General features: G+C 41.1%; 23 protein-coding genes. 5 read left to right on the top strand and 18 right to left on the bottom strand.

From position 1 onward, the window contains the following. Positions 1-102: 102 nt before the first annotated feature. From L2737_RS13685 to L2737_RS13600, 18 genes are all read right to left on the bottom strand, one after another. Complete coding sequence (locus L2737_RS13685) at positions 103-606, bottom strand: type II secretion system protein (RefSeq protein WP_248956063.1); 504 nt, start codon at positions 604-606, stop codon at positions 103-105. A 173-nt stretch (positions 607-779) separates the two neighbouring features. After that, positions 780-1,268, bottom strand: coding sequence for a type II secretion system protein (locus L2737_RS13680; RefSeq protein ID WP_248956062.1), 489 nt, complete (start codon positions 1,266-1,268; stop codon positions 780-782). Positions 1,269-1,467: 199 nt separating this feature from the next. After that, positions 1,468-1,980, bottom strand: a complete 513-nt coding sequence (locus tag L2737_RS13675; protein ID WP_248956061.1) for a type II secretion system protein — start codon at positions 1,978-1,980, stop codon at positions 1,468-1,470. Between the two features lie 167 nt (positions 1,981-2,147). Next, entirely contained in the window at positions 2,148-2,753 is a 606-nt protein-coding gene (locus tag L2737_RS13670; RefSeq protein ID WP_248956060.1) for a pilin, read from the bottom strand. Positions 2,754-2,889: 136 nt separating this feature from the next. Further along, positions 2,890-3,414 (bottom strand): MSHA biogenesis protein MshF, encoded by a 525-nt coding sequence (locus L2737_RS13665; protein WP_248956059.1) that lies wholly within the window; start codon positions 3,412-3,414, stop codon positions 2,890-2,892. Positions 3,415-3,490: 76 nt separating this feature from the next. Beyond that, positions 3,491-4,705, bottom strand: coding sequence for a type II secretion system F family protein (locus L2737_RS13660; RefSeq protein ID WP_248956058.1), 1,215 nt, complete (start codon positions 4,703-4,705; stop codon positions 3,491-3,493). A 2-nt stretch (positions 4,706-4,707) separates the two neighbouring features. Next, entirely contained in the window at positions 4,708-6,462 is a 1,755-nt protein-coding gene (locus L2737_RS13655; RefSeq protein WP_248956057.1) for a GspE/PulE family protein, read from the bottom strand. Next, positions 6,459-7,832 (bottom strand): tetratricopeptide repeat protein, encoded by a 1,374-nt coding sequence (locus L2737_RS13650; RefSeq protein ID WP_248956056.1) that lies wholly within the window; start codon positions 7,830-7,832, stop codon positions 6,459-6,461. Before L2737_RS13650 ends, L2737_RS13655 begins: the two co-directional genes overlap by 4 nt. Beyond that, on the bottom strand, positions 7,829-8,761 hold the full coding sequence (locus L2737_RS13645) for an ExeA family protein (RefSeq protein WP_248956055.1): 933 nt from the start codon (positions 8,759-8,761) through the stop codon (positions 7,829-7,831). The genes L2737_RS13650 and L2737_RS13645 overlap by 4 nt, the downstream gene beginning before the upstream one ends. Before the next feature lie 24 nt (positions 8,762-8,785). Further along, on the bottom strand, positions 8,786-10,462 hold the full coding sequence (mshL, locus tag L2737_RS13640) for a pilus (MSHA type) biogenesis protein MshL (protein ID WP_248956054.1): 1,677 nt from the start codon (positions 10,460-10,462) through the stop codon (positions 8,786-8,788). A gap of 13 nt (positions 10,463-10,475) precedes the next feature. Continuing rightward, positions 10,476-10,796, bottom strand: a complete 321-nt coding sequence (locus L2737_RS13635; RefSeq protein ID WP_420709414.1) for an MSHA biogenesis protein MshK — start codon at positions 10,794-10,796, stop codon at positions 10,476-10,478. Next, positions 10,783-11,433, bottom strand: coding sequence for a type II secretion system protein M (locus tag L2737_RS13630; RefSeq protein ID WP_248956053.1), 651 nt, complete (start codon positions 11,431-11,433; stop codon positions 10,783-10,785). Before L2737_RS13630 ends, L2737_RS13635 begins: the two co-directional genes overlap by 14 nt. Further along, entirely contained in the window at positions 11,430-12,032 is a 603-nt protein-coding gene (locus L2737_RS13625) for a PilN domain-containing protein (RefSeq protein ID WP_248956052.1), read from the bottom strand. Before L2737_RS13625 ends, L2737_RS13630 begins: the two co-directional genes overlap by 4 nt. Beyond that, the gene (locus L2737_RS13620) at positions 12,029-12,958 is read right to left on the bottom strand and encodes an MSHA biogenesis protein MshI (protein WP_248956051.1); all 930 of its coding nucleotides are present in this window, start codon (positions 12,956-12,958) and stop codon (positions 12,029-12,031) included. The genes L2737_RS13625 and L2737_RS13620 overlap by 4 nt, the downstream gene beginning before the upstream one ends. 396 nt (positions 12,959-13,354) lie before the next feature. Beyond that, positions 13,355-15,241: an RNase E specificity factor CsrD gene (csrD, locus tag L2737_RS13615; RefSeq protein ID WP_248956050.1), complete on the bottom strand. Its 1,887-nt coding sequence runs from the start codon at positions 15,239-15,241 to the stop codon at positions 13,355-13,357. A 189-nt stretch (positions 15,242-15,430) separates the two neighbouring features. Next, positions 15,431-16,678 (bottom strand): malic enzyme-like NAD(P)-binding protein, encoded by a 1,248-nt coding sequence (locus L2737_RS13610; RefSeq protein ID WP_102527428.1) that lies wholly within the window; start codon positions 16,676-16,678, stop codon positions 15,431-15,433. 429 nt (positions 16,679-17,107) lie between these two features. Beyond that, a complete protein-coding gene (gene rpmE, locus L2737_RS13605; protein ID WP_102527427.1) occupies positions 17,108-17,320 on the bottom strand; it encodes a 50S ribosomal protein L31 in 213 nt (70 codons plus the stop codon). Positions 17,321-17,445: 125 nt separating this feature from the next. Beyond that, positions 17,446-18,279 (bottom strand): FimV/HubP family polar landmark protein, encoded by an 834-nt coding sequence (locus L2737_RS13600; protein WP_248956049.1) that lies wholly within the window; start codon positions 18,277-18,279, stop codon positions 17,446-17,448. Positions 18,280-18,356: 77 nt separating this feature from the next. Here L2737_RS13600 and priA point away from each other — a divergent pair, with 77 nt between their 5' ends. From priA to hslU, 5 genes are all read left to right on the top strand, one after another. Continuing rightward, positions 18,357-20,552 carry a primosomal protein N' gene (gene priA, locus L2737_RS13595; RefSeq protein ID WP_248956048.1) on the top strand — a complete coding sequence of 732 codons (2,196 nt, stop codon included), beginning with the start codon at positions 18,357-18,359 and terminating at the stop codon, positions 20,550-20,552. Positions 20,553-20,775: 223 nt separating this feature from the next. After that, on the top strand, positions 20,776-22,521 hold the full coding sequence (gene argS / locus L2737_RS13590) for an arginine--tRNA ligase (RefSeq protein WP_102527424.1): 1,746 nt from the start codon (positions 20,776-20,778) through the stop codon (positions 22,519-22,521). Position 22,522: 1 nt separating this feature from the next. Further along, positions 22,523-23,104: an SPOR domain-containing protein gene (locus tag L2737_RS13585; RefSeq protein ID WP_248956047.1), complete on the top strand. Its 582-nt coding sequence runs from the start codon at positions 22,523-22,525 to the stop codon at positions 23,102-23,104. Between the two features lie 163 nt (positions 23,105-23,267). Continuing rightward, positions 23,268-23,792 carry an ATP-dependent protease subunit HslV gene (gene hslV / locus L2737_RS13580; RefSeq protein WP_102527422.1) on the top strand — a complete coding sequence of 175 codons (525 nt, stop codon included), beginning with the start codon at positions 23,268-23,270 and terminating at the stop codon, positions 23,790-23,792. 21 nt (positions 23,793-23,813) lie between these two features. Continuing rightward, positions 23,814-25,139 carry an ATP-dependent protease ATPase subunit HslU gene (hslU, locus tag L2737_RS13575; RefSeq protein ID WP_102527421.1) on the top strand — a complete coding sequence of 442 codons (1,326 nt, stop codon included), beginning with the start codon at positions 23,814-23,816 and terminating at the stop codon, positions 25,137-25,139. Positions 25,140-25,145: the final 6 nt, after the last annotated feature.

Here is a 25,145-nt window from a genome sequence, read left to right as displayed (position 1 = left end):
TAACATTGAACATCAAGCTATCTTCGTTACAGCCAGCACACTGAAACTTACAAAATGTAAAAAACCTGCAAAAGCAGGCTTTCATTTGCTAGAAATTAAACTCTAACAGTCTGCTGCTACAGGAAATGAAATAACATCTCCATCAGCATTTTTACTTGAAAAAGTCGGTAAACTTGTTGCTGTAGCCTGTTTGTACTCAAAGAAACACAAATCTGGCGCACCTATTTGTTGAATTTTGACTATGCCATTACTAACATCGTTAACTTCCCACTCAGAACTCTCAAACGATGCTGCGTGCTCAATAGCACTAGAAGTTCCAGCAAGGTAGCCATAAACAGTTGCCACTAAATTGCTTGGATCTGCAGCGCCATCACTAATACCAATATCAACAGAACCTAATGGGTTTTTCTCTTCCCCAGCTAATGCCGCTTTTGAATAGACTAAACTATTCGCACTTTGAATTGCCGCTTTAGCACCTTGCAATGTCGATACGCGAGCATCACCTTGAAGGTTAATAAATTTAGGTGCAGCTGTTACCGCTAAAATACCTAAAATGATAATAACGACAACTAATTCAATTAATGTAAAACCTTGTTGCTTTCGCATATATTAAAACCTTAGGGCGTGAAATAAGATTAATTCGCAAACTGACGTTTACTCACTTTCAAGTATGATTTTAACATTGAACATCAAGCTATCTTCGTTACAGCCAGCACACTGAAACTTACAAAATGTAAAAAACCTGCAAAAGCAGGCTTTTATTTGGCAGAAATTAAACTCTAACAGTCTGCTGCTACAGGAAACGAAATAACATCTCCATCAGCATTTTTACTTGAAAAAGTCGGTAAACTTGTTGCTGTAGCCTGTGTGTATTCAAAGAAACACAAATCTGGCGCACCTATTTGTTGAATTTTCACCGTACCACCAGTACCTGTAACACCCCAATCATCAGTAGACATATCAACTGCATTGATGACATCTGCAACCTCTCCGGCTGTATAACCAAAAACAACGTTCAATGCTATTCCAGTTCCTATATCTACAGTCGCCTTACCATCTGTATCACCTTTTTCTACACCAGCTAAAGCTGATTTTGAATACACTAAGCTGTTTGCACTTTGAATTGCCGCTTTTACACCTTGCAATGTAGAAACACGCGCATCACCCTGTAAGTTGATGAATTTAGGTGCTGCTGTTACCGCTAAAATACCTAAAATAATGATAACGACAACTAACTCAATTAACGTGAAACCTTGTTGTTTTTGCATTTGAAAACCTTCATTAAAATAGAACAACTACAGCCCGTATGAAACAATATTGTTTGTTCACGAGCTTATTCCTTTACCACAACAATTTTATCACTATTAGAACTTTTTCGCATGTTACCAAAAGTACATAAAAGCTTTTAAAACTGATGTTTAGACATAAAAAAGCCCGCAATTAGCGGGCTAATATTAATATTGATTTTTAGCAAGCTGAAGCATCTGGTATTGCTGTAAATGAAGGAACGGTCGTCGCTGTAGCAGCACCATATGTAAAGAAACAAGCTGACGGCGCGCCAGCTTGCCAAAACTTACCTGTGGCGACGTCAAAAATCCAATCTGTAGTTATGGTTGACAGTGAAGGATCAGTACCAGCTGATATACTAACTTCTAGTGCATTTTGGAAGTTAGTAATATCGTCATCGCTCATATACCCATATACAGCTTCAACAGTTACATTATCAGCAGCATCTGCTGCTGCAACCAAAATTACTGTCGCATCATCTTCTTTTTCTTGCCCTGCTAATGCAGCTTTAGAGTAAACTAGTGTATTTGCCCCTTGAATAGCACCTTTTAAACCTTGTAGAGCTGAAACTCTTGCATCACCTTGTAGATTGATAAATTTAGGTGCTGCAGTAACAGCTAAAATACCAAGAATGATAATAACTACCACTAGCTCAATTAATGTAAAACCTTGTTGCTTCTGTTTGATTTGCATAATGTCGACCCTTTATTGAAAACAAAATATGTGAATTTTGTACATCTGTTTATTTAGTTGTTTATTACAATTCCCACTCAATATTCCATATTTTGTGGTGATTCTTTTAAAGCTTAAGCCTCTGCTATTAATGCAGCTTTCACTTATTACTCGTAATTAGTCCGTAATTAGTCGTTACTGAAACTGAGTACTTGTCCTGTGCCTGGGTTGTATGTCACTCCTTTAGCACCACTTGTCGTTAAATCTGGGGCTGGAGACGGTACACCGGTAGTCTGATCTAACGTAAGTGAAGCAACTTGGTGATAGACACACAAATCAATCCCAGTCACTGTCGTACCGTCAATAGATGTAGATGAACCACCGACACCATCTTGAGCTCGAACCGTATAACGTTGATCGCGGGCATCATCAGTATAAATTACATTACGCGGAGCACTTTGCAGCACGTTATCGAAAACTTCCTGACAAGTGTCATCACTCATCGAAGTCGCATCTGTATTTGATGTACCTGTTGGAAAGCCAAAACGCGTATCTAACGAAACAACAGTACCATCTAAAATTACCGACGTATTACGACGACCATCCACTTCCCATTGTGCTCTAACGAACCCAACAGCCGTAGCAAGTCCGCCAGCAACGCCATCAACACTGGCATTTTGCGCATCTTCAGTGACATTCAAAAAGCGTGGAATAGCTGTCGCAGCTAATAAACCAAGGATCACGATAACAATCACTAATTCGATTAACGAAAAGCCTTGCTGTTTTAATTTCATAATAAGTTACCTATTTTACGCCTTACATTTGTCAGACCAGAATTACAGTCGTAAGACTATTGTTACCTAGCTAAAGCTATCCTGTAAATAAATTTTAGCACCATTTATACATTTAAACATTTGTATTAGTTAAATATTAGCTCTTGCTATCAATAAAAATCACTCTTCCTGATATACCTTGATAGCTAATACTGCCACTTTGCTCTGTCGAAAAACGACAAATTTCTGTCTCATTTTGATATGAAACCGCAGCTTTTAAATCATGCAAATCACTTGCCATTAACTGTTGCCATAACTCTTTGCAGCCTTTCGAAGATGGCTCATTAAGTTGCGGCCAGCCTTGCTTTGACATCTTTATAATATTTGAACTGGTGCCAAGGCTATCTGTTTCAAGCTGTTTATTGCCTGAACCAACAGTAATATCCTCCCAGTTTAGCTTGAGCGAATCAGGTCTCCCCTGATTTAGCCATTGGCTCTTTACCATAGCGAGCACATACAACATACGGCTATGCTCTAGCTCTAAACTTTTAGCGCTAATACTGTCCACACTAGAAAAATGCTTAGTGCCAATCACAGCCATTACCACCAAGACTAATGTCAGCGTAATAATACGTGCATACGTCTTCAGTAGATCGTTTTCTGACTTCTGTTGTTTTCGCATTATGCAATCAACTCAGATTTGTTAATTGCTAACTGCAATGTGGACAACAGCTTACTTTCAAAGTTCAGCATGCTCGTTACCCTTTAACCACATTGAGCATATCCCACATTGGCAAGTAAATCCCCAAGGCTAGAATGAGCACAATACAAGCCACAAATCCGATTAAAATAGGCTCTAGTTTGGCGGTTAAGTTTTTAAGGTCGTAATCCACTTCACCTTCATAGAAATCTGCTGCATCATTAAGTAATTGATCGATCTGGCCTGTCTCTTCACCCACTGCCACCATTTGCAGCACTAATGGAGTAAACAGGCCGCTTTGGTTTGACACCCTAAGCATTGACTCACCCGACTCTATTCCTCGCCTCATAGCAACAATCCGATCATGCATATAACTATTATCCACGGCATCTGCAACTAGACTTAACGCTTGAGTCATGGGTACACCTGCACCCAACATCATCGAAAAACTGCGGCAATAACGTGAGAGTGTCGAGCGTTCTATAATCGACCCCACTGCTGGGATATGTAGCTTCCACTTATCCCATTGACGTTCACCCTTTTCGGTATGATGCCAATATCGTATGCCAATAATTGCTCCTACGAGCGCCACTAGCATGACATGCCAATAATTGACAAATAAGCTCGATGTCGTCATTAACAATTTAGTTGCCCATGGTAAATCAGCACCGAAGCGAGAAAACATATCGGCAAACTTAGGGATCACCATGATATTCAATATCACCATCGCAATCGTAATGGCGATGAGTACGAAAATTGGATAGCGCATGGCAGACTTAATGCGTCTGCGTGTTTCTTGTTCACGCTCGATATAACCAGAAAGCTGGATAAAAGCATCTTCCAACTTACCAGTGTTCTCACCCACATGAACCATTGAAATAAACAATGAATCAAACACATCTTGATGCTGGTTCATTGCAGCCGACAGAGGGCGACCCGAAGTCAATTGTTCAGATATATCATTCAACGCATCTTTCATTCTTTGTGAATGCGTTGTTTCTGCAAGGCCTGCAATAGCACGCAAAATGGGAATACCTGAGCGAGTCAATGAGTACATTTGTCGAGTGAAAATTTGTAACTCTTCTAACGACACTTTACTCGCGAAAATACTGCCAAGTTTAAAAGGTTGAGATTGTTTCACTTCACGCAGTTCGAGAGGAATGATGCCGCGAGACATTAACGCATCAGCCGCACTACTTTCATTAGCTGACTCAATAAACGCTTCAACTGATGCGCCTTGATTATTTCGTCCTCGATACTGGTAAGTCGGCATGATTACACCCCAGTTCCACTATCGCTGGACATCACTTCTGCACCAGGTATTTCGCTGACGTCTTCAACTAATTTAGCCACTTCTTCAATGGTAGTCATACCATTATATAGATACTCAAATGCTGAATCTGCTAATGGCACAAACGTCGGGCTTTGTTTCGCCGCATGAGCAAAATCTTGTGGGTTACCCGTACGCATGGCATCAACCATCGCCTCATCAAGCTCTAAAATTTCAAAAATACCAATACGGCCACGATAACCAGAGCCATTACAACTTTGACAACCAGTGCCTATTTTGTAAGTTGCAGCTGTGAAGTCTTTTTTGGCGACAGAATTAATCCAAGCCAATTCAGCTGAATTGGGTTGGTGACTTGTCATGCAGTTCGGACATACCCGTCGAACTAATCGCTGGGCAATAATCACCCGTAGCGCGCTTGCGACAAGATAACTCGCTGCGCCCATATCAAGTAAACGCAATGCACTGGTAATGGCGTCATTGGTATGCAGAGTCGATAATACAAAGTGACCCGTTAATGCGCCTCGAAGACCAATTTCAACTGTTTCTTGGTCACGCATCTCACCTACCATGATGATGTCGGGATCTTGACGTAAGGTGGTTCGCAGTACATTCGAGAAATTTAAACCAATTTTATGGTTAACTTGCACTTGGTTAATACGTGGCAGTTGATACTCGACCGGATCTTCAACCGTAATAATCTTGGTGTCTGGCTTATTGAGCTCGCTCAAAATACCGTACAAAGTCGTGGTTTTACCGCTACCTGTAGGTCCTGTCACTAGCAACATACCGTGAGGACGCTTAATTTGTTTACGAATTCGCTGCAGGATATGATCTGGCATACCTGTTTCATTCAATGTCAATAAACCCGCGGATTGATCGAGTAAACGCATTACCACCGATTCACCATGATATATCGGCATCGTCGACATACGAATATCGATCTTATGACCTTTAATTTCAATATGAAAACGACCATCTTGCGGCATACGTTTTTCTGAAATATCCAATCCAGCCATCAGCTTTAATCTTAATACTAACGCCGAGGCAATATTGACTTCATCAAGGGTGTTCTCATGCAGCTGACCATCAATACGTTGACGGATCCTCAGCACTTTTTCACCAGGCTCAATGTGAATATCTGAGGCGCGCATTTGCACTGCATCTTCAAAAATAGATTGCAGTAGCTTAACGACTGTCGTTTCATTGTCGCTATCACTATCAGTAATACTCGCCAAATCAAACATGTCATCAGCGGCGTACTCTTCTTCTAATTCACCCGCAATTTTGGCAATTTCACCCGTACGGCGATACAAATTATCGAACGCATCTAATAGTTGCTGTTCAGGGGTAACCGCAATGGTAATTTTTTTAGGCGCGACAAAGACTTCTAAGTTATCGATGGCTTGCAAGTCAGCAGGATCACTCATCGCCAATGTAACCGTATCAGCGGTGGCTTCAACCACTAAAGCACGATAACGACGAGCTTGTACTTCAGGAATAAGGTTAACGACTTCAGTCGGTATCGACAGTCGACTAATGTCTAAATAAGGTAAGTTTAACTGCTGAGATAAGAACTTAAGTAACTGATCTTCAGTAATACAATTCAAATCAATCAAGGTACGACCAAGCTTTTTACCTGAATTACGCTGTTCAGAAAGGGCTTGGGTTAACTGATCGTCAGTAATAATGTGTTCTTGAACGAGAAGATCGCCTAAACGCATTTTCAATTTTGGTTTCATTGGCTACCTCCAAGTTGAATTAATCGTTGTTCTATATAAGTCATAGCGCCAGTTGACAGTCCTCGATAAGACAAAGCTTTTGTATATGCATCTGCAGCTTGCGAATATTGCTGCTGCGAATCTAGCGCGTAGGCCAATCCCATCCACCAGCGTGCTTGAGACGGCTCAATGGTTATCAGCGAGCGATATGCTGACTCAGCCAGTTCATAACGGCTATTCTTTTGGGCTATATCACTTTGTAAAATCCATTTATCTCTAGCCCAGTCGCTGTTATCACTGATAGCTTCTAGTGTATCTAGTGCTTTCATAGGGCTAAATGAAGCATTTTCAACCTTCGCTTTTAAAATGGCCAATTCAATTTCCTCAGGAAATTGTTGCACCCCTTGAGCTAAAATTTGTTCAGCTCGGCCTAAGTTATTCAACGCATAATACAAAGACGCTAATTGCTTTCTGGCCTGATGCATTGAAGGCTCAAGTATTAGCGCTTCATAGTAATACTTTACTGCTTTATCTATTTTCTGTTGCTGCTCAGCGACCTCAGCAATTTCAAATTTCTTTTGCGCTAACTCAGCATCTGTCAGTATCACTTCCTTTACCGCCATGACACCTTTATTACTGCTTGTTGTTGCAGCATTCGTGTTAGAGACTATAGCTTGTTCTGCTTTAGAGGACTTAGCAGCGCGGCTGTTACTCCCCACATCGGCCTTCACATCTTCAACGATTGTTGAGGTACGTGTATTCTGCGCAAACCTGACTTTCACCGAGCCGTTATCTTTATCATCCAACGAGGGCGCTAATGTGTCTTTTACAGTGACCGAAGTATTTTTTGAATCAACTTTTACCACGGATTTATTCGCCTGTGGTACAGCTTCTACCGCTACTGTTTGCAAATTCTGAGATCTTGCTAAATCAGTTTCAGCTACATCTGCGCTCACCTCAGACTCTTCGTTAAAGTCATTGTCAGATTTAGCTAAGCTATTAGCTGTTTTAGTAATTTCAACGCTATGGCTTTCATCGTCTGTTATTGAGTCAGGTAGCTCGTCACTAGTGAGCGTATCTTCATCGACTAAACCTGCAATGAGCGGCTGTTCAGCTTCTTCTTGTGTTGCTTCAGTCAGTGGTTGTAAGTTTTTTAGCTGCACGCCTTGACGATAAAACATAAGCCCAATCAGGAATATAGCAAGGAACATGACAATCGACATATACATCCCTTTTCGGGATGACTGCTCATCGGGTGCATTAGCTTCTACTTGGCTAGTAAACTGCACCTCTGGTTTCACAAAGCCAGAATCGGACGTTTCTCCCGTCGTTGATGCCGAGTGTTGCTTTTGTTTATCAAGGTCTTTTAAAACTTTATTAATAACGCTCATATTGACTCTCTTAACGTCGATAACCAGTCAGCATTAGTAACCCATAACATGACCAGTGAAGCGCCTATGATTAATAAAATGTATAACCATCCTCTATTTTGCACTGATGTCGGCAGTGGCTCTGCATCCTCTGTATCGACAATGGCTGCTTTACAATGCTTAGTGAGTACTTTATTACCGCCTTCAGCAAAACAAAGTAATAAGGCTTTATTAACGATCACATTCACCAAGCGTGGGATGCCTCGCGCGGCACTTGAAATCAACTTGATATCTTTATCGCTAAACAGTGCTTTGCCACGATAGCCTGCAATAGACAGGCGATAATCAACATACGCTTGGATCTCATCCCACAACAAAGGGCGTAAGCTATAGCTAAAAGTAATCCGCTGTTTTAATTGACGTAATTGACTGTCTTGCAACCTATTATCTAATTCAGGTTGACCAAACAACACCACTTGAATCAATTTAGTGCTTTCAGTTTCTAGGTTAGTAAACAGTCTTAATGTTTCTAAACTCTTATTGGGTAGAGCTTGGGCCTCATCCAACACTAAAATGACTTTTAACCCTTGGCGATTAAGCTCTAGTAAACGGTTTTGAATTAATCCAGTTAATTGCTGCTGGTTAATATTATCTTGTAACGAAATCCCTAATTCTGTCGCTAATGCCCAACGTAATTCATCAGGATTTAGATATGGATTAGGAACATAAGCACATTGATAATTATCGGGTAACTCATTCAGTAGCTTACGGCAGATAAGGGTTTTTCCTGTCCCTACTTCACCGGTTACTTTTATAAAGCCTTCGCCATTTTCGATTGCTGTTTGCAATACCTGTAATGCCTCAACATGAGGCGTTAACCCAAAAAAGAACTGCGTATTTGGGGTTAATGTAAACGGTAATTGATCTAGACCAAAATGCTGTTGGTACATGGCAATCCTTAACGGTACTAACCGTTACTCCTGCTCGGGGTACCAACGGTCTAGTAAATCTTTAGAGCGTTGTAATTCATTACTCCAGGTATCAGCACCTACCACTGTCGGCTTTAGCATGATGATAAGTTCTGTTTTAACCGTCGATTTACTGCGATTGGTAAAGGCTTCTCCCATAAATGGAATGTCACCTAACAATGGTACTTTTGATACCACTTCAATATTTTCGCTCTTCATTAAGCCACCGATCACCACAACATCACCTGAAGACGCTTTAATCACGGTGTCAGACTCACGAATTTCACTTTGTGCCAACGGTAATTCAAGGCTAGAGCCACTGACTTTAATTTCTTTAATTTGTTCTGATACATCAATCACTGATGGGTGCACATGAAGTAATACATTGCCGTCAGCATCAATTTGCGGCGTCACATCTAATGCAATACCTGAAAAGAAAGGGGTTAATTCCACTTGAGGAGTGGTGACTGGAGTTGTGCCAGCTACAGTAGTTGACGATACGTCAGTGACAAAATACTCATCGTTACCCACTTTAATAACCGCTTTTTGGTTATTAGATGCGGTAACGCGAGGGCTCGAAAGCACGTCAACATCACCTTGGGTATCTAGCAAGCTAATCATGGTGCTGAAATCGGTGCCTGTTAAACTAATTGACGTCACACCACCAATTACATTCGTAATTGAATCGCTTAAACCCGAACCAGGAGAAGTACCAAAGTTAATATCAGTGCTGCCAGCATGGCCTAAAACGTTATCCCATTGAATACCTTGCTGATAGCCATCAGATAGAGTCACCTCTAAGATTTTAGCTTCTAAAATAACTTGGCGCTGAAGATGCGTTTCAGCCTTGGTTAAAAAGGTACTTACTTGACGTAACTCATCAGGATAAGCCCTAACAGTGACTAAGCCCGCTTGCGGGGTAACTACCACTTGGCGTCCACCACCTGTATTACCGATAATAGACACTAAGGTTTTTTCTAGCTCACCCCAAAAGTTAGTTTTGGTTGTTGAGCGAATGAAAGTGCCATTGGTGTTATCAGTATTGTCATTATTGCTACTGCTATTGGAGTTATTACTGCTATTTGAGCTGCTGCTATTTGAAGAATTGTTATTCGAGTTCGAATTTGAGTTGTCATTACTGTCAGAAATACGCCCTGAGCTGACCGAAGTCAACGATAGCCCTTCACGCTCCATATACAAGTAATTTAGAGGGTAAGTTTCTGTGCGCATCCCTGATGGGAAAATACGTAAAATGCGCCCTTCTCGGCTAACCTCATATCCATAAATATCTTCAACAACTTTAATCACTTCAGAGAGTGTTACACCATTAAGAGAAATTGAAATGGTGCCAGTCACATCAGGATGGACTGCAACACTTAACGGCGTGCCCTGAACTAAACTTGGGAAAAACACTTTTGCCTCAACATCGTTCGCTGAAACGTCAAAACGACGCTCTTTTGGCAATGTTGGACTTGTGCTGCCTAATAAGCTTGAACCATTGAGCTCACGCTGAACATCTTCAGGCATTTGCGCAGGTGGAGGAATGATATTTTTTGCTGTTTCTGCTTCAGCCAATGATTGACTTAATTCAGATTTAGCCGTCGTAGGATCAGGTCTATCTGTAGTTTGGCAACCAAGTAAACAAAGAGATAGCAGAGGGGTCACATATTTGATTAAATTCATTATTATTTTTGTCCTATCGCTCTGTTATCGATTGAAATAGTTTAAGTTTTCTTCCGTCAGATAAATTGACATAACTCTTTCCGATATATTCAATTCTTATCCCATCAATGCGGTCACCAACAAATACAATCTTATTATTAATGACGGCATGTGGCTTGGCGCTATTTACAATGCTATTAAGCACTAATGAATCTGCCCGTTCGCTATTACTGGAAACAGTGACATACCCTTGCCCAGGTAAGGTCGGATCCCTTAACACTTTGGCATCAGCAACCTGACTCACCGCAGTTAGGCTTAATACAAGGAGTATAAACATCGGTTTATTCTGCAACACTGATAAACTCCTTATTAATACTCAAGGTATAAAGTTCAATTTCAACCGTCGCATTTGGATGTTGGTCAACGTGGTAATTAAGGCGTTTCCAATATAACTTATCTGGCATATCTTCAATTGCTTCAACAAATTTTAGAATTGAAAAATAGCTGCCTTCTAAGGTCAATTTAATACCGTGACTGTAGAGGTTCATTTTGTGTTCTTCACCCACCTGTAGCAAAGGTGTCGGTGCGATAGAAGCAAACGATTGTAATTTTACCCCTTGAACATGGCCTAATAGATTTTTGAGTACTGTCGGCATATAACTCGCTGGAACCATTGAAACCATTTGCGCATCTAAATCAGCATCAATTAATTGAGTTTGTTGTTCAATATGGCTTAAACGATTACGAAAATCAGTATTAGGATCCATCGCTAAACGTTGCTGATATAAATCAATTTGTTGTTTTGAAACGTCATTATCCGCTTCAATTTGGACAAGCTGTCTTGAAAGTTTTTGCCTTTCTTTAAATACGCTCTCAACGGGTAGATAAACGACCATGCCAATAAGTACTAGCGCTGCAACAGTAATGAGTACACGCTCTCGCTGGCTTAGCACATCGAACTTGGATTCTAATTGTTGCCAAAATTGTTTCATTGTTTAGCCTCCACTTCAGGAGTGCTAGATAATTTAAAGGCTAACGGTTGCGATTCACCACGGTTCATCGTCATGGTCGAAAAAGCATAACCTTTGAGCGTTTCTGTATGCTTTAAAGCCTCAACCCACTTAGGGATACTTTGGGGTTTAGAACCAAAGCCTTCAAACTCAAATCGCTGTTCGTTTACTGCTATGTGGCTAAGCCATACAGAGCCATCTGAAACACTCGCCAAATCAGTCAACAAACTTGAATAGCCACGACTGATGACATTATCTCTTTGGTTTATTTCAGTAGATAATAGTTTTTTCAATTCTAAACGCTGCTGCTCTAATTCGACTCTTGCAACCAGGTCTGGCTCTGGAACACGCGCAGAAACTTGTAATTCTAGTTGCTGCTTTTGCGTATCTAACTGCTGTTTTTCTGTTGATACCTTAGCCCTGTCAGTTTCCACATTCGAAACCAACCAATAGCCAAGCATCCAACTCACAAAGCTGATAACAAGTAATCCCGCCACCATCATCATCATTCGTTGAAATGACAGCCTTAATTTTGCAGGCAGTAAGTCAGCGCTATATAAGTTAATTGTGGTTTTTATCACGCAGCACCTCGCGTTAACGCTTTGAAAGCCATCATGGCTAGATGCTCAGTCACCGACTCATGGTCAGTGGTACTGACTTTTTGATTAAAATTCTGCGCCACTAATGGCACCAATGCTTGAGATTCACCGCCGATTAATAAATCAATAGAACCAACAGGCGCTTGCCTTAATTGGCTTTCGAAATAGTCCATTGAACGTTGAATTTCGAGACTTAAATTATCAGCTAAACCATATTGTAAGTCGGCGGCAGTGGCTTTATCGATTTGAGCAAAACCTCTCACTCGACGCTGCATGAATAATTCACCTTCTCTAACCACTGTTAGCAATAAATCATGTTCAGGTACGTGACTTACCACCATATGGGTTGAAGCATCATCAAACAGCAACGGCATTGCTAGTTCTTCAATGCTAATACCTTCAATGGTAAAACCGTGTTGTTCGCAAGCTTGAGCCAATGTCGACAATTGCATTTTATTTGCGACAACGACATTAATTTTGCCAGTGGTTGTCAGCGATGATTCAAAGTAATCCAATTGAATATTGGTCACAGGCTCTGTCGCTAAGTCTTTTACCGACCATAATAATGCCTGGCTTAACTCATTGGCTTCTACATTGGGTTTATCTGCCACAATCAATTGATAAAACGATTCACCCAATACAATTTTCAGCTTTGCATGACCGAAAATATCTTTTATCTCGGCAAATGCTTCTGTCCAATTCTCACCATTAAAGGCAATTTTTTTAGTAATCCCTGATATATCCGACTTTGTTTGATTTTGAGTTTCAAGATCAGAATCTTGCTCATCTTCAGTTTTAATTTCGCCTTGATATACACAGATCGAGTCCGCACTGATATACAACCCAAGTTCAGTAGATGCTTGAGTTTGGCGCCAGAATGTCAACTTACTTAAAAAACCATTTTTCATTCAAAAACCTGTGCCTTGATAATCAGCGAAGATACGATATAAAAATAAAAAATATCCGCTATAAAAATGTAACGATGACGCTTTCACTTAAACCAGATACACCAACAAGTGTGTAACAGAAAGAACAGTTAGCATTAAAAAGCATGTCAAAAAAATATCGTATGACATATTAACCGCTAATCACTTAATTTTATAGAAAAATAACAGCAATGAAAGTGTATACACTTAAGATAGAATGTTATTTGTTAATTCTCAAGATCCAAAGCCACAACAAGGTCACAACCTGACACACTATTAGGTTATTAAGTTGTATAAATTGACGCGGTAGATGATTAATACAAATCTTGTACCAATCCAGTATTAGATTTGCATTTAAAGGTAAGCAGGATAGGAAGTTTATTGGTTAAAGTAATCGCCTTGAGCTGCACTTACGCCTAAAATCTTCAAGGTTTGCCAGTCTTCAAAACGACTCACACCTTCAGCAAAAACCTGCACTTCAGCGCGATATAACCCCCCAATGAGGCTTCTAATAAATAGTTGGTTTTCGGATTTCAGATGGATTTGATGAATAATAGAGCGGTGCAATTTGACTAAGTCAAAGTGACACTCTTGAATGTAATGCGTGCCAACCACTTGCAGCCCAACATGATCAACACATAGCCTCGCTCCTATTTTGCGAAGCAAATTCAAATTTTCCATCAAATCTTGTTGATGCTTAACCACAATATCTTCTGATACCTCAAATATCAGCCGCGAGGCAAGATGTCGCTGTTCCATTAACGTGGTTCTCAACCAACGTATGAAAGCTCGACTGGTTAACGAGTCATAACTCAAATTGATACTAAAGCTGTCTTTGTTGTGTGCCATAAGCTCAAATAGCACGGTTTCAATCAACTGCCTTTCAATTTGCGGCATTAAGCCACACTTATTGGCCATAGGGATAAACAATGTCGCCCTAATTTCGTTACCTTGATTATCAATCGCTCGGCTAAATACTTCTTTATGGCAAGCATGGCCATCACTGTCGATAACATTCTCAGTTATCGCTACAAAGCGGCGGTTAACTAAAGTGTTTTCTAAAAAACTTCTCCAGCGAACAGAGCCCTTGGCAATCTCTTTATCCACTGCGCCTTTATCGTACATAAACCAATTATTGGTCCGTTGTAGTTGCGCAGCTTTAAGCGCCATATCGACCTCTTCAAGCACCTGTTCCTGCATGTCGCCAGCTTTATAAAATGCAGCTCCTAAATGAACATAATTGTCTTGTGTATCTGATTGATTTTTTAATTGGCTAATGCCTAATTTTAGCAGTTTGTTCGCTAAGGTATCTGCTTCAGCTAACGAGGCTTGAGGCACGACTATTGCGAACTGATTAAAGTCATAACGAGCGAAAACAACATCCTCATAAGGTTGCAGTAATGTACTGATGGCTTGAACTAAATCATTCAATTGTTCATTGATAACTTCATCCCCCTCTTGCTGTTGCAATAGGTCTAAGTCATCAAAGTTAATTAGCATCACAGCGCCATGGGCAATCATACAGTTGTGATGGGTTAAGGCTTCTAGCCTATTTTCAAAAAAAATGCGATTGCCAATGCGGGTGCTAGGGTCTAAAAAGGTTTTTGAGCGAATAAACTGATCAAAGCGTCCACGCTCTTTTTGCGCATCTTGTAATTGCTCTAACAACTTGGTCATTGCACGATTAATTAATCTCGGTCGGCCATTACCCGCCGCACTTAACGCCTCGGCATGTTTACCATCTAGAACCAGTTTACTGCGCTGCGCTATCTGCTCAACTCCATCCAATTCATGTGTAAACCATCTCAATCCATAACGAACAAAAAGCCCGATTGCCACAAGTGATACAAGCATAATTAAGAGTTCATACCAACCTAATTGATGCAATAAATACGGTTGCGGCAACTTAAGTTCCATTGCTGTATCCGCTTTGGGATCAATAATGTGCTTGTATATGGTGGGATTGTTTTGCGGTGTTGGCGAGTAATACTCAAATACGATGTCATCGCCTTGAGTTAGCTTGAAACTGTTTGCGTTGTAAGCAATTAGAATCGGAGGTAGCCAAGCGTGTAAATCCCAATGACTATCGGGTTGGTAATGTTGTACCAGCATCGTCTCTAACTGGGTCACTTTTTGCTGTTGAAATTTATATGTCAGTTGAACAAAGCTAACTAATGCACCAATAAAGAAAATAGCACCAACCGCAGTCAATGATAACAACCAAAAACTGGTTAACTTTGTAGTCAAAATTTTGGTTAACTTCATTTATCGGCGTCCTGCTATAAGCGCAATTCTATCTATCATATTTAACGATTGGTTAGCGATAACATCCACTTAACTGAGTTTGATTATTCAATAGCAGCTAGTAAAACGCAAACTCTATCTGTTTTAGATTAATTGTAGATACAAAAAAAGGGCTAACGCCCTTTTTCTCTCACTGTGCTGTGCTATTACTTATAGCTTATATTCGGTAGGAACAGTATTGAGCACTGCTACACCTGAATCGATTGCAGCTTGAGACACTGCACTGGCAATATTTTTCAATAAACGTGGGTCCATTGGTTTTGGCAGCACGTATTCAGGGCCAAAACTCATTGAATTAACATCAGGGTAAGCTGCTAACACTTCAGCAGGAACAGGCTCTTTAGCAATCGCTGCTAACGCCTTAACCGCAGCAATTTTCATTTCATCGTTTATTTCAGATGCGCGTACATCTAATGCACCTCTAAAGATGAAAGGAAAACACAACACATTGTTCACTTGGTTAGGGTAATCACTGCGGCCAGTGCCCATGATCAAGTCACTGCGAGTCGCGTGTGCTAATTCAGGCTTAATTTCAGGGTCAGGGTTTGAACATGCAAAAATAACCGGATTAGGCGCCATCAAAGCAATATCATCAGCGGTTAATAAGTCTGCACCCGATAAACCTAAAAATGCGTCTGCATCTTTAATCACATCTTGTAGAGTGCGTTTATCCGTATTATTAGCAAACAATGCTTTATATTCATTAATGTCTTCACGACGGGTATGAATCACACCTTGTCTATCAAGCATATAAACATTTTCGCGTTGCGCACCACATTTTACCATCATGGTCATACACGCAATCGCTGCAGCGCCAGCACCAAGACAAACAAAGACGGCATCTTCGATTTTCTTGCCTTGAATTTCTAACGCATTGATCATACCTGCAGTTGTCACAATCGCAGTACCATGCTGATCATCATGAAAAACAGGCACATTACAACGGGCAATAAGTTCACGCTCAATTTCAAAACATTCAGGGGCCTTGATATCTTCAAGGTTAATCCCGCCAAACGTATCAGCAATCGATTCAACCGTGTTAATGAAATCAGCAGTGGTTCTGTGCTTCACTTCAATATCTGTCGAGTCGATATTGGCAAAACGTTTGAACAATAATGCTTTACCTTCCATAACAGGCTTTGATGCTAGCGGACCTAAGTTACCCAGCCCCAAAATAGCGGTACCGTTAGAGATAACTGCAACAGTATTACCTTTATTGGTATATCGGTAAGCATCATCAGGGTTCGCCGCTATCTCTCTTACTGGCTCAGCAACACCTGGACTATAGGCCAGCGACAGGTCATGACTCGTTTGAGCGGGTTTAGTAAGACTAACTGCAGTTTTACCTGCAATTGGAAATTCATGATAATCGAGAGCTTGCTGGCGAAAGTCAGACATTTTATGTTCCTGAATGAGGCAATTTATACTGCGAAATAAAGTTAAATTCAGTCAAAACACCCAATAAGCAAAATACTAAGAAAGTATCACAAGGAGCTATTAAGCGCTTTGGCAGGCAGTATAAATGAAAATTTAACAAAAGTTATCTTTAATCAGCAGAATTTAATCAAGTCATAATTTTTCAAGCTTAAATTAATCATCACAATAAGAATCAAAGACTTAAAATTGTAGAAAAATAACAAGATTTGACATAAAAAAGCGGAAATAGCTTCATAAAGTTACAAAAAGTTTGCCTAAATAACAATATTATTAACCTAAGCGGCACAACATAATTTATAACTAAAAAATTAATTTTTTTGAAAGGAATTTGATCTTAAAACAAAAAAAGACGCCGAAGGCGTCTTTTTCTTAAAATAATTGCAGTCGCAATTACTTCTTACCAAGTGCACCAAAGCGCTTGTTGAATTTGTCGATACGACCACCGGTGTCAACAACTTTCTGAGTACCAGTGTAGAACGGGTGACATGCACCACATACGTCTAAATGTAAGTTTTTACCTACAGTAGAGTTTACTTTAATTACGTTACCACAAGTACAAGTTGCAGTTACTTCAGCGTAGTCTGGGTGGATACCTGATTTCATTTGGATTACCTTCAATAGCAGGCCATGTCGCTCTCCCAACCCGAAGTTGAGCACCACATGCGTTCATAACAATAGCGTTAAGGCGCGCAATAGTACAGTATCTGTCCAAGTCAAACAAGTGAAAATTAATTTGCTCTATGTTGTTGCTGTAAGGCCTCAAAGGCAGCCTTATCTTCTGACTTGTTTACATATTGATTTAATTCAGTTTGTGACGGGCAATTCAGTGTCACATCTTGTCTAATCAAATGAATCTTCTGCTTTGAAAAACCATTGGGGTTGGCATCATAAATTGCCAACATCGCACCATATACATTGGTGTTCCATTGCTTTTGATAACGAGATGCAATGCGCCACAAGGTATCAGAAGGCGCACGCTCAATCATACAGTCCGCACTAACGGTAGGAGTTGAATCCGATCTACTCACTGCATCAACGGGTATAGATTTTTTCACTATTTTATGGGATTCACCTTGTGGTTTATTAACGGCTGTAGACTGTGCAATCTTATCACCCGAATAAGGCATTGGAGCGACTTTTTTAGGTTGATTACGCGTATCAATTCTAACTTCAGTCTTGTCGGTAATTTTTATAAAAGGCGAATCAAATACCGGCAATACAGCATATTGGCGCCAGCTATTGCCCTTATACTCACTGACAACAAGCTTAGCATTGGGGTCGGTCACTTCATCCACACCAATCGCAAATAACATATAGCCACTGATAGGCTGAACCATCAGTTCTTCCATCACCTCTTTTGAACCATTAGTTTGGCGAAGGTGAAAGCTAATTCGAGAGAAGTCATTTCTACCCGCGACAATATTCAGTTTGATTTTTGGATGCTGGCCGACTTCAAATTGACGACTGTTGATACTGATGTGGCTCATTGCAGCTTGAGCCACAACTGAAAATAAAAAAAGTGATAGAGCCAATACAGCTTTATTGAATATTCCTTTTGACATCAATTTTCTCTTATCCTATTTCTTTATGTTCAGGCTCTAGTAAACTAGACCTTCTCAATTCTTAATGATGATGAATTATGCCTGTGTTTGTTGAGGTTGCTCTGCCCGTTCCAATGCGGCAAACCTTTAGTTACCAAGTTCCTGAATCCAACGTATCACAAATACAGCTTGGACTGCGGGTAAAAGTTCCTTTTGGTAGACAACAACTTGTAGGCTTAATCACTGCGATTAAACAAGAGTGCGACGTACCAGCCAATAAGATTAAACCTTTTTCTGAGCTACTGGACACAACCCCCTTACTGCCTGAATCGCTTTATAAGTTGACCTTGTGGGCTGCACGATATTACTTTGCAAGCCAAGGGCAAATGCTCAGTCAGGCACTGCCCGTTGCATTACGTAAAGGCTTAAGTGCTCAACCACAAACCGTCACTTTTTTTAGTCTTAATGATGCAGGTAAGGCTGTCGACATTAGCGTGTTAAAACGAGCACCAGCACAAAAAAAGCTGTTTGAATTACTCCAGCAATCATCCATTAGCCAAGATGACTTCACCACCCAAGAGCTCAGTAAAGTGGCTTTGAAAGCCCTTGAAGATAAAGGCTGGGTTGAGCGTCAGCTCGTCGTTAATGAAACCGATTTAAGTTGGCGTGAACAACTTAATATGACTGAAACGCCCTTAAAGCTCAACAAGCAACAAGCCGTTGCTGTTTCAGTGTTAAATCAACAAAAAGGGTTTCATTGCAGCTTACTTGAAGGTATCACTGGTTCAGGTAAAACAGAAGTCTATTTGTCGATTTTAGAAACCATTTTAAAACAAGGTAAACAGGCACTTATTTTAGTGCCTGAAATCGGCTTAACCCCGCAAACGATTAACCGTTTTAAGCGTCGTTTTGATGTCACTATTGCCGTTATTCACTCGGCGCTAACTGATAACCAACGCCTCGAAGCTTGGCGACAGGCTCGCAGTGGTGAAGCGGCAATTATCATTGGTACTCGCTCAGCGTTATTTACGCCAATGGCGTATCCTGGGCTGATTATTCTCGATGAAGAACATGACAGCAGCTTCAAACAACAAGAAGGTGTGCGTTATCATGCCCGTGACCTCGCGGTTATGCGTGGTCACTTAGAAAAAGTACAAGTGATACTTGGCTCGGCAACACCATCGCTAGAAACCTTACAAAATGCCATTTCAGGGCGATACACCCACCTTGAACTCGCAGAACGAGCAGGCGCAGCTCAAAAGGTTAAGCAAGGTATCATTGATATCCGCTCCCAACCGCTAAAGTCAGGCATGTCAGCCTCGATGATTAACGAGATGCGTATGCACCTTGATGCAGGCAATCAAGTCTTACTGTTTCTAAATCGCCGCGGATTTTCCCCAGCACTGTTATGTCATGAATGTGGCCATTTACACGAGTGCGATCGTTGTGACGCTTTCTTTACTGTGCATCAAGGTTTAAATGAGATTTGCTGTCACCATTGCGGTAATCAATATGCTATCCCACACCAGTGTCATGAGTGTGGCAGTACAATGTTAATGGGGCACGGAACAGGCACGGAGCAACTGGCACAAGCTCTTGAGCAAGAGTTTCCGCAATACCCAGTGGTGCGAATAGATCGTGATACCACCCGTAAAAAAGGCTCATTAGAAAAGCAGCTTAATAGCATTTTAAAAGGTGAGTATAAAATATTAGTCGGCACCCAAATGCTAGCCAAAGGGCATCACTTTCCTGATGTCACATTGGTCGGTTTAATGGATGTTGATGGGGCATTGTTTAGTGCAGATTTTAGAGCACCGGAGCGTTTTGCTCAGCTCTATACTCAAGTATCAGGCCGTGCAGGTCGTGCAGATAAACCCGGAAAAGTATTACTGCAAACCCACCAAAGCGAAAACCCTATTTTGCATGACTTACTCAAAAACGGTTATGGGAAATTTGCCCGAGCTCAGCTAGAAGAGCGCCAACAAGCGTTACTTCCACCAGCTTGGCATATGGTACTGCTTCGCGCTGATGCCCATTTAGCTGAAGATGCCGACAACTTTTTGCAACAAGTGGCGAATTTATTACCCCAAGATAAAGATTTTGAAGTCATTGGGCCCATGCCAGCACCGCTTGATCGCAAAGCGGGAAAATATCGCCGTCAATTATTGTTTCAAGCTAAAAACCGTCAACGTTTGCAGCAGGAGTTTGAGCAAATTTTACCGCAAATCGAAGCGCTCACAGAAAGCAAACGCTGCCGCTGGAGCATCGACAGAGATCCACAAGATTTGATGTAATATTGTTGCAGCATACCTCTTATGGCAGCTTCGCTCGCTTTGCCAACATCGGCCTTATTACAACATAGCTCATAATGCAAAATCAGCCGATTATGCTGCTATTTATTTCAAATCAAAAAAATCTCGAATAATTGACTCTTCGAGATAGCAATTGCATAGCAATAGCGGCTAAAATAGTCGGTTACCCCAGTCTTTCACTTTAAGTCAGTGCTAATAAACGCCCATGAAATCACATATTGCATCTTTACTAGAACAAACCATCGAATCTTTCAAGCAACAAGGCCTTGTCCCAGCTGATTTTCAGGCTCGTATTCAGGTGGAGCGAACTAAAGATAAAACTCATGGAGATTTAGCCACTAACTTGGCGATGATGCTGACAAAAGTCGCTAAAAAGAATCCCCGCGATATTGCCCAATTAATCATCGATAATTTACCAGCTTCTAGCCATGTCGCTAAAGTTGAAATCGCAGGCCCAGGGTTTATTAACTTCTTTATTGATGAAAACGCACTGGCCAATCAACTACAAGATGCACTTAACGATGATACTTTAGGCGTGACATTGCCGACTAAACAAACCATCGTTGTAGATTACTCTTCACCAAATCTTGCCAAAGAAATGCACGTAGGTCACTTACGCTCAACCATCATTGGTGACAGTGTCGTTCGTGCACTGGAATTTTTAGGTCATGACGTGATACGTCAAAACCATGTTGGTGATTGGGGCACCCAATTCGGCATGTTATTAGCCTATATGGAAGAATTACGTGCAGCCAACGGTGAGCAAGCTGAACTTGAACTTTCAGACCTAGAAACTTTTTACCGTGCTGCTAAAGTCCGCTTTGATGAGTCAGAAGAGTTCGCCACTCGTGCGCGTAACCTCGTTGTTTCATTACAATCAGGTGATGAGTACTGCAATAAGTTATGGCAAGAATTTAACGATATCTCACTGCATCATTGTCATGAGGTATATGAGCGTTTAGGGGTGAGCTTAACTCGCGCAGACGTACACGGTGAAAGTGCATACAACGCAGACCTCGAGCAAGTGGTTAACGACCTCGACGCTAAAGGCTTACTCAGCGAAAGTAATGGCGCCAAAGTGGTATTCCAAGAAGAATTCCGCACTAAAGAAGGTGAGCCGCTACCTGTCATTATTCAAAAAGCAGATGGCGGTTACTTATACGCCACCTCTGACTTAGCAGCTATGCGTTACCGCTCAAATGTATTAAAAGCCGATCGCGCTTTATATTTTGTCGATTTACGCCAAGCATTGCATTTCCAACAAGTGTTCAAGCTTGCTAAAACCGCTGGATTTGTTCGTGAAGGTTTATCATTAGAGCATACAGGTTTTGGTACTATGAATGGCCCTGATGGCCGTCCATTTAAAACTCGTAGTGGTGGTGTTGTTAAGCTTGTTGACCTACTTGATGAAGCCAATACCCGTGCAATCGAACTAGTCCGTAGCAAGAATCCAGATATGGATGAAGCCACACTATTAGAAATCGCACGCGTAGTTGGTATTAGCTCAGTGAAATACGCTGACCTTTCTAAGAACCGCAGCAGTGACTACATCTTTAGCTTTGAACAAATGCTCAGCTTTGAAGGCAATACCGCGCCTTACTTACTTTATGCCTACACTCGTGTCGCTGGTATTTTCAAACGAGCTGAAAACATAGACTTGAGCCAAGCTAAAATCGTACTTGAACACGATAAAGAAAAAGAGCTTGGTACTAAGCTTGCTCAGTTTGGTGAAGTGTTAACCCGCATGACCGAAAAGGGCTTACCTCACGTGATGTGTGCTTATGTCTATGAGCTAGCCAGTGAGTTCTCAAGTTTCTATGAAGCTTGCCCAGTCCTTGCTGCTGAAACTGAAGAGCAAAAGCAAAGCCGTTTACTATTATCGCAACTTACCGCTAAGACACTAAAAACAGGGTTATCTCTGTTAGGTATCGAAACGCTAGAGCGTATGTAACATGAGCAGAGATTACGCTAATAAAAAGCCTAGTCCTAAAAAGCGTCCGGTATCTAGAGGAAAAAAAGCGCAGCAACAGCGTTCTATTCCATATTTGCCGACCTTTATTGTTATTGCACTGGTTGTTGGCTTTGGTTACTTTTTATGGTCTATCAATGGTAGTTCAGACAATGCCACTGAACAGGTGACTCCAGCGACTAAAACAGTTGAAAAGCCGGTATCTAAACCTGCTAAGAAAGATCCTAATGCCCTTCCACCAAAACCAACGGAAGAATGGACTTACTTAGAAGAATTAGCAAACAAAAGCATTGATATTGACGTACCTGAAGACGCACTCAAGTCTAAAGGCCCATATCAAATGCAGTGCGCTTCATTCAGAAAGCTCGAACCCGCTGAAGAAATGAAAGCCATGATTGCTTTTCAAGGTCTTGAAGCCCAAGTAAGAGCGACTCAAGGTACTACAGGCGTTTGGCATAAAGTTATTCTTGGCCCATTTGAATCAAAACGCGCCGCTGAACGTGCAAGGCATAAACTGCAACGTGCAGGCATAAATGGCTGCCAGATCTGGTTGTGGGAATATTAATTTCAAATATTCTATGATTATTTAAGCAAATGCAGCTTTAAAAAGCGCTTACTGACGTAAGCGCTTTTTTTATCCCTTGAATTTATTCTAACCATCCCCATATCTGTTTTATCAACCAGCAGCAGACTCAATTTTACTGCTGCCGTCGTTAAGAGGATTTACCGTGACTACTATCGTTTCTGTTCGCCGCAATAATCAAGTTGTCATCGCTGGTGATGGCCAAGTTTCCCTCGGCAATACCGTCATGAAAGGCAATGCACGTAAAGTGCGTCGCTTATACCAAAATAAAGTAATCGCTGGCTTTGCTGGCGGGACAGCTGATGCATTTACTCTTTTTGAGCGCTTTGAAACCAAGCTCGAAATGCATCAAGGCCACTTATTAAAATCAGCAGTCGAACTGGCTAAAGATTGGCGTACCGACAAAATGCTTCGCAACCTAGAAGCCATGCTAATTGTTGCAGATACTAAAGAATCATTAATCATTACTGGTAACGGTGATGTAGTGCAACCTGAGCATGACTTAATTGCTATTGGTTCAGGCGGTAATTTCGCCCATGCATCTGCTTTAGCATTACTACAAAACACTGACTTGTCAGCGCGAGAAATTGCTGAAAAGTCACTCACCATTGCTGGTGATATTTGCGTATATACCAACCAACACAAAACGGTTGAGCAAATCGACTACTAAATTGAACGTAAGGAATTATTTATGTCTGAAATGACCCCTCGCGAGATTGTCCACGAATTAGACTCGCACATCATTGGTCAACAAAATGCAAAACGTTCAGTTGCTGTTGCTTTGCGTAACCGCTGGAGACGCATGCAACTTGAAGCATCATTTCGTCAAGAAGTGACGCCAAAAAACATCTTAATGATTGGCCCAACTGGTGTCGGTAAAACTGAAATTGCACGTCGTTTAGCAAAACTTGCTAACGCGCCTTTCATTAAAGTTGAAGCCACTAAATTTACTGAAGTGGGTTATGTCGGTAAAGAAGTTGAACAAATCATCCGTGACTTAACGGATTCAGCCATCAAGATGACACGCGAACAGCAAATGAAAAAAGGCCGTCACCGCGCAGAAGAACTTGCTGAAGAACGTATCCTAGATGTCTTGCTACCAAAGCCAAAAGATGACTGGAATACTGAGCAAAAAGATGACTCAAATACTCGTCAAATTTTCCGTAAAAAATTACGTGAAGGCCAGCTAGACGATAAAGAGATTGATATTGATTTAGCAGCACCACAAGTTGGCGTTGAAATTATGTCTCCTCCTGGCATGGAAGAAATGACTAACCAGCTTCAAAGTATGTTCCAAAATATGGGCCAGACTAAAGAAAACCGCAAGAAGGTGAAAATTAAAGAAGCCTTTAAGCTACTTATCGAAGAAGAAGCCGCCAAACTAGTCAACCAAGAAGACATGAAAGAACAAGCTATCGATTTGGTTGAACAAAACGGTATTGTATTCTTAGATGAAATCGACAAAATTTGTAAGCGCGGCGAAAGTTCAGGTCCTGATGTATCACGTGAAGGTGTGCAACGTGACTTACTGCCATTAATTGAAGGCTGTACCGTTACCACTAAACACGGCATGGTGAAAACTGATCATATCTTGTTTATTGCTTCTGGTGCTTTCCAGATGTCAAAACCATCTGACTTGATCCCAGAGCTTCAAGGTCGTTTACCTATTCGTGTTGAGCTTAGCGCATTAACAGCTGATGACTTTAAACGTATCTTAACTGAGCCACACGCTTCATTAACCGAGCAATACGTTGCACTAATGGGTACTGAAGGCGTTAAAGTTGAGTTTGCTGAATCAGGTATTGAAAAAATTGCCCATGCCGCTTGGCAGGTTAACGAAACCACTGAAAACATCGGTGCACGTCGTCTTCATACCGTAATGGAAAAGCTGATGGAAGAAATCTCATACGATGCATCAGAGAAGTCTGGCAGCACCTTTGTGATTGACGAAGCTTATGTAACAGATCATCTAGATACCTTGGTTGAAGATGAAGACTTAAGCCGCTTTATTCTTTAAGCGCTG

Origin of the sequence: Shewanella electrodiphila (genome assembly GCF_023283985.1) — a bacterium.
GTDB lineage: Bacteria > Pseudomonadota > Gammaproteobacteria > Enterobacterales > Shewanellaceae > Shewanella > Shewanella electrodiphila.
Note: the sequence above shows the minus strand (reverse complement) of the source record. Positions and strands in the feature narration are given on the sequence as shown.